Raw genomic sequence first — 15,970 nt, forward strand, 5'->3', positions numbered from 1 at the left:
TCTGTTGTGAACATTGATGTAGCAGCACTTCTACACCATAATGATATTCTATTACTTTTTGTTGTTCTTGCCGTAGGTTTAAGTATTGGCAAAATACGCTTTGGTAAGATGAGCTTAGGTAATTCTATTGGCGTTTTAGTCACAGCACTGCTGTTTGGTAATGCTGGTTTTACTTTCGATACTGACGCTTTAAATATTGGCTTTATGCTGTTTATTTTTTGTGTGGGTATAGAAGCGGGTCCAAACTTTTTCGGCATCTTTTTTCGAGACGGTAAGCACTACCTTTTACTTGCGCTCGTCGTTTTGCTTTCCTCCATCGCGATAACCATGACAATGGCGCATTATCTACATATGGATATTGGCCTTGCGACAGGTTTAATGGCGGGGTCATTAACTGCAACCCCAGTATTAGTGGGCGCTAAAGACGCATTAAATACTGGGCTTTCAGGTATTACCGATCCAACAATGATTAAACAGCTTACAGAAAGTTTAAGTGTTGGTTATGCGATGTCCTATTTAGTAGGCCTAGTGAGCTTGATATTCCTCGCGAAGCTCATGCCTACACTACAAAAACAAAATCTAGCTGAATCATCACAACAGATCGCACGTGAACGTGGTATTGGTGAAGTGGCACAGCGAAAAGTATATTTACCCATTATTCGCGCATACCGTGTTGGACCTGAACTGATTAATTGGATTGATGGTCGTAACCTTCGTGAGTTAGGTATCTACCGCCAAACAGGATGCTATATCGAACGCGTTCGTCGTAACGGTATTTTAGCTAACCCTGATGGTGATGCAATTTTACAAGAAGGTGATGAAATTGCGCTAGTGGGTTACCCCGACAGCCACGCTCGTCTTGATCCTAGTTTCCGTAATGGTAAAGAAGTGTTTGATCGTGATTTATTAGATCTTCGCATCATTGAAGAAGAAATCGTGGTAAAGAACGATGGTATTGCCGGTAAACGTTTATCTGAATTGAACCTGTCAGAGTACGGCTGTTTTTTAAACCGTGTGGTTCGTGCTCAAATCGAAATGCCGATGGATCACAACATTCTGTTAAACAAAGGTGATATTCTGCAAGTTAGTGGCGAGAAAAGTCGTGTTCATGGTTTAGCTGAACGTATTGGCTTTATTTCAATCCACAGCCAGATTGCAGATTTATTAGCTTTTTGTTGTTTCTTCATCATAGGTTTACTGCTTGGTTTAATTACCATGAAATTTGGTCATATTGCGTTTGGTTTAGGTAGTGCTGCAGGCCTTTTAATTGCAGGTATTACACTTGGATTTTTACGTGCAAACCACCCAACTTTTGGTTATGTCCCTCAAGGGGCGTTAAATATGGCAAAAGATTTAGGCTTAATGGTCTTTATGGTTGGTATCGGCTTAAGTGCAGGTTCTAACCTTTTTGAATCCATTGCTCATATCGGTTTAACTGTTTTTGTCACCAGTTTAATGGTGAGTGTGATCCCTGTCGTATTAGCCTATCTATTCGGTGCTTATGTACTGAAAATGAACCGTGCACTACTTTTTGGTGCCATCATAGGCGCGCGTACTTGTGCCCCAGCTATGGATATGATCAACGCTCATGCGCGTAGTACTATTCCTGCTTTAGGTTATGCAGGTACTTATGCTATCGCCAACGTATTGCTCACTATTGCAGGTACGTTAATTATTATTCTAAAGTAATTATTGGCTTGAATGCTGCTCTTTCTAATAAGGGCTGGCTAATGAGTTCTCTTATGAGTCAGCCCCTATTCAGTCAAGATACCTACACTAAGACCTGTAGCGTTAATTTGTTATTAATCAAACATTTTATTTAGTTAATAGCACACATAGCAATCTGACTTATAAATACCCATTCTGCTATAACGCTCAAATATTAAGTTTATGGCAATGATAAATAATGCGGATAATTGCAATATTTCGTACCATAGATATTTATAACTATAATCAGCAACCTTGGGTGCTTTAATTTATGCGAATTCTTATTGTCGAAGACGATGCAATCCTTAGCCATCACTTAAAATCTCAACTCAGTGAATTAGGCAACCAAGTTCAGTGTGCAAATACGGCAGAAGAAGGTTTATTCTTTGCTGAAAACTACCCCAATGATATTGCGATTGTTGATATTGGTTTACCCGACCGCGATGGGATTAGTTTAATTAAAGACATGCGTAAAAAGGGGCTTCGTCTTCCCATTCTTATTCTTACTGCGCGTTCAAATTGGCAAGACAAAGTAACAGGCCTTGAAGCTGGTGCTGATGACTACCTCGTTAAGCCATTCCAAAAAGAAGAAATGGTTGCTCGCTTAAGTGCACTCGTTCGCCGAAGCGCTGGTTTTGTAAAGCCGGAAATGACCGCAGGTGATATCCGTGTAGATCTCCTCGCGAAACAAGTTTATGTTCATGAAACATTATTAGAGTTAACCGCTTTTGAATATGACTTACTTGAATATCTCATGCGCCATAGCCGTCAGGTTGTATCAAAACAACGCCTACTCGATGTGTTATATGAAGATCAAGAAGGTGATCCAAATACAATCGAAGTTATGATTAGTCGTTTACGTAAAAAATTCACTAAAACAGGTCAAGATAACCCAATATCAACCATTCGTGGTCAAGGGTATATTTTTGAACTTAATGCCCAATGAATAAACTTATACAGCCGCGTTTAAGACGTCGAGTTTTAATCACCTCTGTCGCTATTATTGCTTTAGTCACATCAGCCTTAGCCGGTGTGATTAATAAGCTTTATTCTCAAAGCTATATGGCTTCATACTCTTCAGAGCTTGTCGCTCAAATGCCAATGGTGGTAGCTCAACTTAATCGTGCTGGCTTAATCAAAGATGTTGATAAGTGGATTGACTCTCTTGACCCATCAGACACCGATTATATTGCCGTCGTGTGTGATCAAGCTGATAACACCACATGGTTATCTCATGAAGCCAATAAAGCGAATTTAAAAAATGTTTGTCGTTATTTGCCTGAAAATATACCGACGCCTACCCTTATAAAAATGGGTGATAACAAAGGCTATATCGCTTATAACCTCAGTCGAGATAAAGAAAATGGCAACATTTATCAACTCGTTGTATTACGTTCAGCAAATGATTATGAAAAATCATTAGAAAAACTCCATCAACGTACCGCATTTTATCTCGGTCTTTTTGTACTTATTGCTGTTGCATTTCTCATTGCCGCCTTTCACTGGGGATTTCAGCCGTTACGCAAGTTAGCCTCTCAACTCGATCAAATGGCGGAAGCGAAACGAGAAAAACTCGATAATGATTACCCAATGGAGCTGCAAGAAGTCACTAAAGCAGTTAACCGATTAAACCGTATAAGTAGTGATCAAAAAGGACGTTACCGCCATGCGATGGATGATCTTGCTCATAGTTTAAAAACCCGTTTAGCGGCAACAAATGCATTATTGGATGATAAAACGTTAGAGCGCCACGAGCTAAATCAACGTATTATGGAGCAAATCAGCCAAATGGATGATCTTGTCCAATATCAGTTAAAACGGGCAATGGTAGGTCAACAAGGGCTACAAAAAAGTAATTCTCAATTAATGCCGGTTGTGAATAGCCTTAGCTTAATGCTTGGCAAAATTTATGCGGATAAACAAGCTAAACTGCATTATCACTTCAATGAAGATATTATGTTGCCGCTAAATAAAGATGATTTAATGGAATTATTTGGCAATATGCTTGAGAACTCATTCCGTTTTTGTATCAGCCAAGTGCATATTACTGTGATAGAAACCAACACTCACTTTACCATTAAGATTGAAGATGACGGTCCAGGTGTAAAGCTTGATATGAGAGAAGCGATATTTCAACGAGGGGTACGTTCAGATCAGCTAAACCCAGGCCAAGGTATTGGTTTATCGGTATGTAATGAAATTATCGATAGCTATCAAGGAACGATCTATGTTGAAGATTCGCCATTAGAAGGGGCTGCATTTATTATTACACTGCCAAAACTTAATGACTGATAAATATTAGAAATTTATGGTAAACCGAATAATTGAATGTACATTGCTGAAACGCCAAAAATTTGACAGTCATTGGTAGACATTAATTTTATAATATTTAAAACTATCACTAGTAATTTATTAATAGCTAGGAGAGTTAATAAATGCAGTGCGAAAAATGTGCTAGTTTTGATGTGGGAAGAATAAAGCGAAAACTATGGCATAAGTTTTATTAGAAGAATTTATCTCTGCAACCAATGTGGTTGGATGCATAAACAAAAAAAATAACAAATAGATTAACTTGATGAATCAAAACAATATAATAAAAAAACCGCCTTTCGGCGGTTTTTTTATTTTGTTGTGAATTAGATGTCTTTCACATCAAATTCAACAACCGGATTCACATCTGCATCATAATCAACAGTGTCAATACCAAAACCAAATAGCTTTAAAAACTCATCTTTATATTGCTGATAGTCAGCGACATCAAATAAGTTTTCATTGGTTACGTTTGGCCATAAATCACGACAATGTTTCTGGATATCTTCGCGAAGTTCCCAATCATCTAGACGTAGACGGTTTTCGCCATCAACTTCAGGTGCCATGCCATCTGCTTTAAATAAGCGTTGATTGAACATACGTAAAATCTGCTGCATACAACCTTCGTGTACACCTTCTTCACGCATCTTCTTAAATACCATCGCAATATAAAGTGGCATAACAGGAATTGCTGCGCTAGCTTGCGTGACCACACTCTTAAGCACAGCAACATTTGCAGAACCGCCAGTTTTCGCTAGCTTCTCGTTTAGCTCTTTTGCTGCACGATCAAGATCCATCTTCGCTTGACCTAGCGCACCGTGCCAATAGATTGGCCAAGTAATTTCAGTACCAATGTAGCTATAAGCAACCGTCTTACAACCATCAGCTAAAACACCTGCATCAGATAGAGCATCAATCCAAAGTTCCCAGTCTTGCCCGCCCATTACCGTTACAGTATCTGCAACTTCTTGCTCTGTAGCTGGCTCAATACTTGCTTCGATTAATACATCTTTATTGGTATCTACTGCTGTTGCTGTGTACGTCTCACCCATTGGTTTTAAGCATGAGCGAATAACTTCACCTGTTTCAGGTAATTTACGTACAGGTGATGCAAGTGAGTAAATCACCATATCAACCTGACCAAGATCTTCTTTGATCAAATCAATGGTTTTTTGTTTTGCTTCGTTAGAGAAAGCATCACCATTCAAGCTTTTTGAATAAAGACCTTCTTCTTTCGCAAACTTGTCAAATGCTGCTGAGTTATACCAACCTGCAGTACCTGGTTTTTTCTCTGTACCTGGTTTTTCAAAGAACACACCAATAGTTGCAGCACCACCACCGAATGCCGCAGCAATACGAGACGATAGGCCATAACCACTTGATGAACCAACGACTAGCACACGCTTAGGTGCGTTAGCAATGGGACCTTGTGCTTTTGTGTAAGCAATTTGCTCTTTTACGTTCTCTTCACAACCCACTGGGTGCGTTGTTGTACAAATAAATCCACGAGTTTTAGGTTTGATGATCATCTTCAACTTCCCTTACATAGTTGTTGATAGGATAAAAGGTTAGCGTCAAAATCGCATTAAATTTATGACAGAAAATGATAAAAACCGTAGTGGTTGGAGGTGTTACAGATATTTCTGGTCAAAAAAAGTGCCACGCTAAGCGTGGCACATGGGAGATTCCAGGTTTATATATCACTAACTAAGCTACCTAAGCTGCTTTTCCTGGTAGTATGCGAGCTTTTTTAAAATGGTCTGCACAAAAATGATCAACTTGAACCGCTTTTTGTCTTAGCTGTTCAGCATTTTCTATTTTTTTCTTCTCTGCTTCTGTGATTATTCCCACATCTAATGCAACTTGTAATTTATTTGTTAATGAAGCTTTGCGCGGGATCTCACCTCTACGTGTTGCTTTCATCAGTTTACGCTCTAAAGGTTTGATCTCGTGCATAGCTAAAAAAGCACGTTCCATAATCGCAACAGGATCATCCTCTTTATTACCAACATAGCAAAGGTGTGTTAATCGCTCACGATGTACACCAGGAGTCATTAATGCTTCTGCAATATCGATAGCGATCACATCTGATGGTGCATGGTAATGAATACCTAACGGGAAATTAATGGTACGTAATAGACGTCCAACTCCTTTACGAGGGAAGTTATTAAACACATCATTGAAAGCAATACCACACTGATGTAAACAATGTTCTACGCCATATTTCACCATTGATAAATCTTGCTGTTGACGTCCTTCGTCTTCATAGCGTTTTAATACTGCCGAGGCTAAATAAAGATGACTTAAAACATCGCCTAAACGTGCAGAGACTAATTCACGACGTTTTAACTCACCACCAAGGCTTAACATCGCAAAATCCGCACTCACCGCCAATGCCTTAGACATTCTTGCTAACTGACGATAATAAGGTGCAGTTTCACCACTCACTGGTACTCGATTAAAACGAGATCCAGAAAATGCATTCAGTAATGATTTGCTGACATTACCAATAGCAAAGCCTATATGTTTTGATAGCAACTTATCGAAGTCTTTTTCACCTTGCTGTTCATCTGGATTGGCAGCGGCTTCCATTTCACTCAGTACATAAGGGTGACAACGTGTTGCACCTTGACCAAAAATCATTAGGTTTCGAGTTAGAATATTCGCGCCTTCAACTGTGATTGCAACTGGCATACCAAAGTAGTGATGGCCTAAATAGTTCATTGGACCAAGCTGAATAGCACGACCAGCATGCACATCCATTGAATCATTGAGGATCGTTCGGCCCATTTCAGTCATATGGTATTTGGCAATCGCTGTAACTATCCCAGGGGTTTGCCCCATATCTAATGACGTCGTGGTTAAGGTACGAGCCGCTTCTAGCATATAGGTATAACCACCAATTCGACCTAAAGCTTGTGCAACACCTTCAAAATTACCAATTGAAGTACCAAATTGCTTACGAACAACGGAATATGCGCCTGTCGTTTTCGATGTTAAATGGCCAAAGGCAGCCCCTAATGCTGGAAGGGAAATACCACGACCTGCTGATAAACACTCCACCAGCATGCGCCAACCTTTTCCTGCATATTCTTGACCACCTATTAGCCAATCCATTGGAATGAACACATCATTACCACGTGTAGGTCCATTCATAAAAGCCATATTTAATGGGTCATGGCGTTCACCAATTTCAACACCAGGATGATCGGCGGGAATTAATGCACAGGTGATCCCTAATTCTTTTTTATCACCAAGCAGACCATCAGGATCTTTCATTTTGAAAGCCAGACCTAATACTGTTGCAACGGGTGCCAAGGTAATATAACGCTTGTTCCATGTTAGGCGTAAACCTAATACTTGTTCACCTTCATGCTCGCCATAACAAACAATACCTTCATCAGGAATACTACCGGCATCTGAGCCAGCTTCTGGCCCTGTTAATGCAAAACATGGAATATCTTTCCCGTTAGCTAAACGGGGTAACCAATAATTCTTCTGCTCTTCTGTTCCGTAATGAGTCAATAATTCACCCGGCCCTAGGGAATTAGGAACCATGACGCATACCGCAGCACTCAAACTCCGAGTTGCAATTTTGGCAACTATGGTTGAATTCGCATGCGCTGAAAAATTAAGGCCGCCGTATTCTTTACCAATAATTAACGAGAAAAACTTTTCATCACGTAAGTACTGCCACACCTCTGGCGATAAATCTTTATCTTCTTGAACAATCTGATAATCGTTTATCATGGCCAATAAGGTTTCTAGCTTAGTGTCGATAAACACTTGCTCTTCATCAGTAAGTTTTGGCTTAGGGTAGGTTAATAAGGTATTCCAATTAGGTTGCCCACTAAATAACTCACCGTCCCACCATACACTTCCCGCTTCCATTGCCTCGCGTTCTGTTTCAGATAACGGTGGCAACACTTTTTTAAACACCTTAAAGGCGGGATCGCTGAGGTATCGTTTTCGCATTACAGATAAAGTGCTCATAGTTCAGATCCTTTTGCTTCGATTATTTTTATAATGACTACGTAGGTATACATTCGTTATTTAGTTTTAGACTTGCTTAACCAGAGAAATATTCGTTTCTATTGGCGCCCCAACCCCTGCTGCGAGATAAGGAACAAGACGATCAATTAAATCTTCAGTTTTCACATGATTCGAAAAATCGTTTTCTGCTATTTCACATAAAGCAGCGCTTGATGCCATCGTGAATACTGATGCACCTAATGTGAAATGTAAGCGCCAGAAAAGAGTTTCTGGATCTAAGGATGGATTAGCACGGCATACGGCAGTGACAAAAAGAGAGAGGACTTTGTCGTAACGGGTAACAATAAACCACCGTAAATGTCCCTGTACGTCAGTATAACCTCGCCCTAGTAATGACATAAAAACCGTCGCACCATTAGTTCGACAATCATTAAGGCTAACTAACGGTGACTTAGTACAGTGAAAGACATCTTCCATCGTAAAATCATCACGGGTTAAGAGTCTTTCTAATTCACTTTGCAACGCTGGCATAAAAATATCAAGGTAACGGCTGAGTACTGCACGTACCAATGTTTTCTTATCACCATAATGGTAATTAACAGAAGCAAGATTGACCCCCGCTTTACTTGTTATGGTCCGCAGCGACGTTTCGTTAAACCCATGCTCGGCAAATAACAGCTCAGCGGCATCTAGAATGCGACTTTTAGTTTCACCTTTTCCAGCCATTTTCATTCACCCGTATTAAACACATGTTTAAATACTACAACTCGTTAACACTTTTAACAAGTTTGCTATCTCATTTTGAGAGGTGAAATTTCAATAGCTCTTAAAGACAGATAAAGTAAAAATTAGACGTTAAATATCAACAATTTAAAACAAACCACCATAACCAAGGTTAATAATTAATAAAATAGAATCGAAAAAAGCATATATTCGCGGAACTTAAACACATCGATTGAGTCTGACTACATGCCACTACTTTTTTGTTGAAGATTTTCCTTCATAGCCTACTCCTGTTATTGGAGTAGGTTTTATTTCCTTGCTGTCTATTGCTAAGTTGCCCTCTTATTTTTTAAACTCACCTATTAATATCTAGACACATATCATTTATAAAAGCGACGAAACGACTCACTTTTACATACAACTCCACGATACGAATAATAATAACAATTACTTTAACTACTTATATAAATAACTATCACTAAAAATAATTAATCAATTAAATTAAAACATAACAGGATATCTAATTATCTTTATTTTTAGTTCTGTTAATTCTTATTAAGAATGGTTATAGATTTTGTTTAACGATTAAAATAAACCAACACCCAATTTGTAATACATAATACAAATGGAGGTTTACTCGCTTTTATTTCTCCGAAAATGAATCAAAAAAAATCGTTTTAAATCAACACTCTAATCGATTTAATATTTAGTTACATTTTAACTTGCCATCATTATTTTTATCGCTAGAATTCCCATACAGTATTAACGGGTAATATTTAATAAATATATATATTACTACGATCTATTTATTTGGTTTTTCACCATATAAATATCATTTGAGAGAAATTCATGTTTGATAGAGCAAAGCAAATTCTTATTGCTGGTTTTTGTATTAATTTATGTATTGGTATTCTATTTACTTGGAGTGTATTTAAAAAAGCGCTAGTTGTTGATTTAGGATGGACAAACTCAGAAGCATCTCTTCCTTATACTGTCGCTATTATTACTTTCTCTATAACTCTTCTTTTAGCGGGTATTTTACAAGATAAATTTGGTCCTAAACGTGTATTAATCGCAGGCACGATATGTTCTGGTTTAGGTTTAATTGCATCCGGTTACATCACAAATCCGACTCAACTTATTTTTACCTTTGGTATGCTTGCAGGTGGCGGTATTGGTTTTGGTTATGCTTGTTTAAGCCCTGCAGCAATGAAATGGTTCCATCCTTCAAAACGCGGGCTTGTAAATGGCCTTATCGCTGCGGGCTTTGGCCTTGCTGGTGTTTATCTTGCTCCATTAATTACATCATTAATTGGAAGTTACGGTATTAGCTATAGTTTTATTATTTTAGGTATTGCTCTTTTATGTATTGCAACACCATTAGCATTTACCATTACCAATCCACCTTCTCATTACGTACCTATCGCTTCATCTAAACAGACGGATAAGAAAGTAGCGGTGCCACAAAAAGAAATGTGTTGGACTGCTATGCTCAAAACGACGCAGTTTTATAGTATTTGGGTTATGTACCTTTGTGCATCATCAACAGGTTTAATGATCATTGGTAATATTACCTCTATCGCTTCAGCACAAGCAGGTATGACGGATGCCGCTCACCTTGTTGTTATTCTAGCTTTATTTAATACATCAGGCCGTGTGCTTGCTGGCATGCTATGCGACAAAATTGGTGGTCTTAAAACATTATCGTTATCATTTATGTTATCTATTGCCAATATGATGTTGTTCCCTCATTACACAAGCCATATTAGTCTTATCATCGGTATGGCGACAGCGGGCTTGTGTTATGGAACCTTACCGGCAGTATTTCCATCACTAACAGCAGGTTTCTATGGTTTGAAAAACTACGGTACAAACTATGGTGTCGTATACACAGCATGGGGTGTCAGTGGTTTCATTGGCCCCGTTATCGCCGCAGTTGCTGTTGATACCACAGGTAATTACAACCTCGCTTATTTCTACTCGGCAATTATCATGGGAATCGCATTTGTGTTTTCGCTGCTAACAAAGAATCCAGCAGTCAAAGCTGTGGCATCTGTCAAAAAAGAAGACAATGAAATGCTAAACACAAAAGTGACGGCCTAAACAGAACAAAGCAGTGTGGATATTATTTAAAAATCAATACATTAAGTAATCTCGATATTTTAATACTAAAAATATTCGAAAACTTAGGAACCTTTTTTAAAATCCTGAGTCTTAAATAATGTATTCAGATTGATAAAGATTTCGCAAAACAAACATGTTTCAACAATTTTTATCATTGTAAATGCCACTACTGCTTTAACTCCTAATTGTAATTTTTAGTTTGCCCACTATTTTTGTGGGCTTTTTTTTGTAAAAAAGGTCTTTGACGGCCACCATAAAAAAAGATGACTTTTTTTTCACTTTTATTGAACTAACCTTAATTTCGTTAGTCTTACTAGTATGATTCATAATAAAACCTACTATGCCTTTGGTTTTGAATCAGTATTTTAAAGTTTTTTATTTATGTTAGATGTCCACTACTGCTGAACTTTTTGTAAAATTTACGGAACTTTTTATCCCATTAAAACATTTTTAATGGGATTTTTTTTATCTATTCAGATGACTTAAGTACTCAAAACGGTATTGTTGTGTGTTTTTTTGCCTGAAAACTATTTTTTTTAAAAAGTTTTGAACCAAACCTAAAATTCAAAGTCTGAATATATAGAATCCATAATATTGGTGAGAATTGTTTAACTGGCCGTCGAACTTCTTCCAATACTCCTTATTGCCACTGCAATTATCCTTTAATTGCATATTTTTACGCTGAACTGTTGTTCAGCGTTTTTTTTATCTATTTAGACAACATCAAATCTCTATGTTTAAGAACATAACCTAGATTCGTTAATGTCTTCGCAGCATCAATCACTTTTGCAGTACTACTTTCATCATCAGGTAAAAACTCCGGCAGTGGCAATGATAATTGCTTCGCCATCTGAGTATAATACTTACTACGTGTAGGGTGAAAATCAGACGCTAAATGTAAGACAGGCATACTATCTTTGATACCAACCAACCTTACTATCGCTGCAACACAGTCTTCTAGGTGAATAAGATTAACGGGATTACTGCCTCCTTTTAAAGCGTTTCTACCCGCTAAAAATTTGACAGGATGACGGTCTTCACCAATCAGCCCCGATAACCGCACTATCGTTAATTGATCACCCCATTGAGTACGCAAACTATTTTCAATCTTCACATGTGTCAAAGCAGAATCAGTTAATGGCATCACATCATCGTCTTCAGCCACACGGCCTTTACGTCCATCATAAACTGACGTTGTACTAATAAATATAATGCGCTGACATCCTGATTGATAAGCCGCGTTAGAAAGGGATAACACATTCTGATAATGCTGCTCTTTATCAATACTATTGCGACCGGCAGCAATATTAATCACCATCACATCACTTGCTAACATCGTTGCTAAAGATGATACTTGAACATCTTCTGTTAATGGTAACTGCATTGGCACCCCATGTATGCCATATGCACTTAAAGCATTCGCCTCTCTCTCATTTCTTTTTGTACCGTAAACGTTATGGCCTTTTTTATATAATGCCTTTGCTAAGGGCAAACCAAGCCAACCACAACCGCATATAGCAATATTCATTTTTCAGCCTCAAATTACATCAAATCCATATAAGAAAAATAACACCAATGGCTTGAAGCTTTAAGTTTCTAATTAAAAATGATAACAAATTACATCAGTATAATTTTTCACTTTGTAAAATAACGCCTTAAATATGAAAGGAATACACACAAAGTTTCTGTATCCGCTCTTTTTTTGTAATTATTCATCGAATAGAGTTTCAAAACTGAAAGCCAAAAGTCGATCCCTGTCAAAAACTAATAAAATTAGCCTTAAAAAAGCGCTGATTAGCTAGGAGATAGTCAAAATTAAGTAGTATAGTTTCATTAAACAAGCATCTTGATGACAAGTTTGCTACAAATGAAATTCAATAACGAAGTGCATTATTAGCTATGAACACCATAGAAAAAATACAAAATAACTTAGAACACTTCAGTAAATCAGAGCGTAAAGTCGCCGAAGTTATTATTGCCTCCCCACAAACAGCTATCCACTCAAGTATCGCAACACTTGCCAAAATGGCGGATGTTAGTGAACCGACCGTTAACCGCTTTTGCCGTCGCTTAGATACTAAAGGATTCCCTGACTTTAAATTACATTTAGCGCAAAGCCTTGCGAATGGTACGCCTTATGTAAATCGTAATGTTGAAGAAACGGATGGGCCAGATGCCTATACCGCTAAAATTTTCGAATCAACAATGGCGTGTTTAGATGTCGCAAAAAATAGTCTCGATACGATGCAGATTAACCGCGCTGTCGATCTGTTAACACAAGCAAAAAAAATCTCTTTCTTTGGTTTAGGCGCTTCTGCATCCGTCGCTCACGATGCGCAAAATAAGTTTTTCCGTTTCAACATTCCTATTGTCTGTTTTGATGATATTGTGATGCAACGCATGAGCGTGATTAACTGCTCTGATGGCGATGTCGTCGTGGTTATATCTCACACTGGTCGCACTAAAAGTTTGGTTGAAATTGCACAAATGGCGCGTGCTAATGGAGCAACGGTTATTGGTATTACGGCAAAAGATTCACCGTTAGAACGTGAATGCTCCTTATCTATTTGCCTAGACGTACCAGAAGACACTGATATTTACATGCCAATGGCGAGCCGTGTTGTACAAATGACCGTTATTGATGTGCTAGCAACAGGGTTTACTCTTCGTCGTGGTGCAGGGTTTAGAGATAACTTAAAGCGCGTAAAAGAATCGCTGAAAGACTCCCGCTTTTCTAAAGACAGTTCAACGCTGTAACACTTTAAAAGCGAAGCCTTAGCTTCGCTTTTTTATTCGCAACGTTTTCATTACATATTTTTTGTTACAACAAAAATGAATAACAAAAGTGACAGTTCATTGTCTTTTGATATACATCATTAAGCAAAATCTGCGAGATATGGTATCAAAACTATCTCATGTTTTATTGCCGACTTGGTAATCATCACTCTCAAACCAAGTGCTCAATAAAGCTCGTTTCTATAAATTGGAGTTTCACATGACTGAACGCCTAAGACGTACAAAAATTGTAACCACTTTAGGTCCTGCAACTGATCGTGATAATAACCTTGAAAAAATCATCGCGGCAGGTGCCAATGTTGTACGTATGAATTTCTCTCACGGTAGCCCAGAAGATCATATCCAACGCACTAAGCAAGTACGTGAAATTGCAGCTAAGCTTGGTAAAAACGTAGCAATTCTAGGTGACTTACAAGGCCCTAAAATTCGCGTATCTACGTTTAAAGAAGATAAAATCCAGCTTGCTATTGGTGATAAATTTACCCTTGATAGTGATCTACCTAAAGGCGAAGGCGATCAGTTTGCTGTTGGTCTCGACTACAAAGAATTACCTAAAGATGTGACAACAGGTGACATCCTGCTATTAGATGATGGCCGTGTACAATTAAAAGTAACAGCTGTTGAAGGTAATAAAGTACACACTGAAGTGACAGTCGCCGGCCCATTATCAAATAACAAAGGCATTAACAAAAAAGGCGGCGGCCTTTCAGCAGAAGCCCTAACAGATAAAGATAAAGCCGACATTTTAACAGCTGCGGCAATGGGCGTTGATTATCTTGCCGTATCATTCCCACGTAATGGCGAAGACATGAAATATGCGCGCCGATTAGCCACTGAAGCAGGCCTAAATGCAAAATTAGTCGCTAAAGTTGAACGTGCTGAAGCGGTAGCAACAACCGAAGCAATGGACGATATCATCCTTGCATCTGACGTTGTTATGGTTGCTCGTGGTGATCTTGGTGTTGAAATCGGCGATCCTGAACTCGTTGGTGTGCAAAAGAAACTGATTCGCCGTGCTCGTAGCTTAAACCGTACGGTGATTACAGCAACACAAATGATGGAATCCATGATCACTAGCCCAATGCCAACACGTGCAGAAGTTATGGATGTTGCTAACGCTGTACTAGATGGTACCGATGCCGTCATGCTTTCCGCGGAAACGGCTGCGGGACAATTTCCTGAAGAAACTGTAAAAGCAATGGCAAGTGTTTGTTTAGGCGCAGAAAAAGAGCCAAGTATTAACGTGTCTAACCACCGTTTAGATCGATTCTTCTCATCGCCTGAAGAAACGATTGCAATGTCAACCATGTATGCTGCAAACCACATGGAAGGCGTAAAAGCGATGGTTGCAATGACTGAATCGGGTCGTACACCGTTGATGATGTCGCGCATTACCTCCGGTTTACCCATTTTCGCACTATCTCGTAACGAAAATACCTTAAACCAAGCTTCATTATACCGTGGCGTAACACCTGTATTTTTCAATCGTGATAGCGATGCTGGTTTAGAAGCGGCAAAACATGCGTTAGATGTACTTCGTGATGCTGGATTTGTTAAAGTGGGCGATCTTGTGATCATCACTCAAGGTGATGTGATGGATACCATTGGTTCAACTAACAATATGCGTATTCTAACTGTCGAGTAATCTATTTATCTCGTACAAAAACGCACTAAAAGGCAACGTTCGCGTTGCCTTTTTAAGGCGCTGACCACGTAACTGGCGCAGTCCACTGCTGATTAATCAATGAAGTTAGAACATGATCTTGCCACTTTCCATCAATTAATAAGTACGCTTTTGCTAGACCTTCTTTTTCAAAACCCACTGAATGTAGTACGCTGGCACTTCTTTTGTTATGTGGCATGTAGGCGGCCATAATGCGATGAAAACCTTTTACTTCGAACATCCAGTTCACCGTCTCTTTTAATGCCCGACGCATAATAGCTCGCCCTTGGTAGTCTTGATCAAGGGAGTAGCCAACATGACACGCATGAAAAGGAAATTTCACTAAATTACTGTAGTTAATCACGCCAATAATATCGTCAGTGCTTCGGTCTTCAATCACAAAATAAAATGCCATTTCATGACGATGTAAGGTAGCGATTTGTTCGACTCTTTTTTGCCAACCCAGCTCTGAATAAAACAATTCATTACGCATCGGCTCCCAGGCTTTGAGAAAATCACGATTTTTTTGATAATACGTTGTTATCTTTGCCACATCCTGACTAGAAATAAGCCTAATTTTTATATCATCAAGCGCAATTGTGGATGAACGGTTTATAATTGAATGGAACAAACTATTACCTCGACACAAGGATG

11 protein-coding genes are annotated in these 15,970 nt (G+C 38.7%); 6 read left to right on the forward strand and 5 right to left on the reverse strand.

The window, feature by feature from the left end:
- Nucleotides 1-6 precede the first annotated feature (6 nt).
- From C9J40_RS01230 to C9J40_RS01240, 3 genes are all read left to right on the forward strand, one after another.
- Nucleotides 7-1,689, forward strand: a complete 1,683-nt coding sequence (locus C9J40_RS01230; protein ID WP_045083035.1) for an aspartate:alanine antiporter — start codon at nucleotides 7-9, stop codon at nucleotides 1,687-1,689.
- A gap of 289 nt (nucleotides 1,690-1,978) precedes the next feature.
- Nucleotides 1,979-2,653: a response regulator gene (locus C9J40_RS01235; protein ID WP_005367047.1), complete on the forward strand. Its 675-nt coding sequence runs from the start codon at nucleotides 1,979-1,981 to the stop codon at nucleotides 2,651-2,653.
- Nucleotides 2,650-3,999 carry an ATP-binding protein gene (locus C9J40_RS01240; RefSeq protein ID WP_107205722.1) on the forward strand — a complete coding sequence of 450 codons (1,350 nt, stop codon included), beginning with the start codon at nucleotides 2,650-2,652 and terminating at the stop codon, nucleotides 3,997-3,999. Before C9J40_RS01235 ends, C9J40_RS01240 begins: the two co-directional genes overlap by 4 nt.
- 344 nt (nucleotides 4,000-4,343) lie before the next feature.
- On the opposite strand, the gene fabV is transcribed toward C9J40_RS01240, so the two are convergent.
- The 3 genes from fabV to C9J40_RS01255 all read right to left on the reverse strand — a co-directional run bounded on the left by fabV (nucleotide 4,344) and on the right by C9J40_RS01255 (nucleotide 8,736).
- Nucleotides 4,344-5,546: an enoyl-ACP reductase FabV gene (fabV, locus tag C9J40_RS01245; protein WP_107205721.1), complete on the reverse strand. Its 1,203-nt coding sequence runs from the start codon at nucleotides 5,544-5,546 to the stop codon at nucleotides 4,344-4,346.
- A 187-nt stretch (nucleotides 5,547-5,733) separates the two neighbouring features.
- On the reverse strand, nucleotides 5,734-8,010 hold the full coding sequence (locus C9J40_RS01250; RefSeq protein WP_107245458.1) for an acyl-CoA dehydrogenase: 2,277 nt from the start codon (nucleotides 8,008-8,010) through the stop codon (nucleotides 5,734-5,736).
- Between the two features lie 66 nt (nucleotides 8,011-8,076).
- On the reverse strand, nucleotides 8,077-8,736 hold the full coding sequence (locus C9J40_RS01255) for a TetR/AcrR family transcriptional regulator (RefSeq protein WP_107205928.1): 660 nt from the start codon (nucleotides 8,734-8,736) through the stop codon (nucleotides 8,077-8,079).
- An 846-nt stretch (nucleotides 8,737-9,582) separates the two neighbouring features.
- On the opposite strand from C9J40_RS01255, the gene C9J40_RS01260 reads away from it, so the two are divergent.
- Nucleotides 9,583-10,836 carry an OFA family MFS transporter gene (locus C9J40_RS01260; RefSeq protein WP_107245460.1) on the forward strand — a complete coding sequence of 418 codons (1,254 nt, stop codon included), beginning with the start codon at nucleotides 9,583-9,585 and terminating at the stop codon, nucleotides 10,834-10,836.
- Between the two features lie 730 nt (nucleotides 10,837-11,566).
- Here C9J40_RS01260 and C9J40_RS01265 read toward each other — a convergent pair.
- Nucleotides 11,567-12,385 carry a sugar nucleotide-binding protein gene (locus tag C9J40_RS01265; protein ID WP_107205718.1) on the reverse strand — a complete coding sequence of 273 codons (819 nt, stop codon included), beginning with the start codon at nucleotides 12,383-12,385 and terminating at the stop codon, nucleotides 11,567-11,569.
- 371 nt (nucleotides 12,386-12,756) lie between these two features.
- Between C9J40_RS01265 and C9J40_RS01270 the strand changes: the two genes are divergently transcribed.
- Entirely contained in the window at nucleotides 12,757-13,614 is an 858-nt protein-coding gene (locus C9J40_RS01270; protein WP_005367039.1) for a MurR/RpiR family transcriptional regulator, read from the forward strand.
- 238 nt (nucleotides 13,615-13,852) lie between these two features.
- Entirely contained in the window at nucleotides 13,853-15,298 is a 1,446-nt protein-coding gene (gene pyk, locus C9J40_RS01275; protein ID WP_107205717.1) for a pyruvate kinase, read from the forward strand.
- 52 nt (nucleotides 15,299-15,350) lie between these two features.
- Here the strand turns inward: pyk and rimJ are convergent, their stop codons facing one another.
- Nucleotides 15,351-15,947 carry a ribosomal protein S5-alanine N-acetyltransferase gene (gene rimJ / locus C9J40_RS01280; protein WP_107205716.1) on the reverse strand — a complete coding sequence of 199 codons (597 nt, stop codon included), beginning with the start codon at nucleotides 15,945-15,947 and terminating at the stop codon, nucleotides 15,351-15,353.
- Between the last annotated feature and the right edge of the window lie 23 nt (nucleotides 15,948-15,970).

This window comes from Photobacterium sp. GB-72 (assembly GCF_003026095.1).
Classification (GTDB): Bacteria; Pseudomonadota; Gammaproteobacteria; order Enterobacterales; family Vibrionaceae; genus Photobacterium.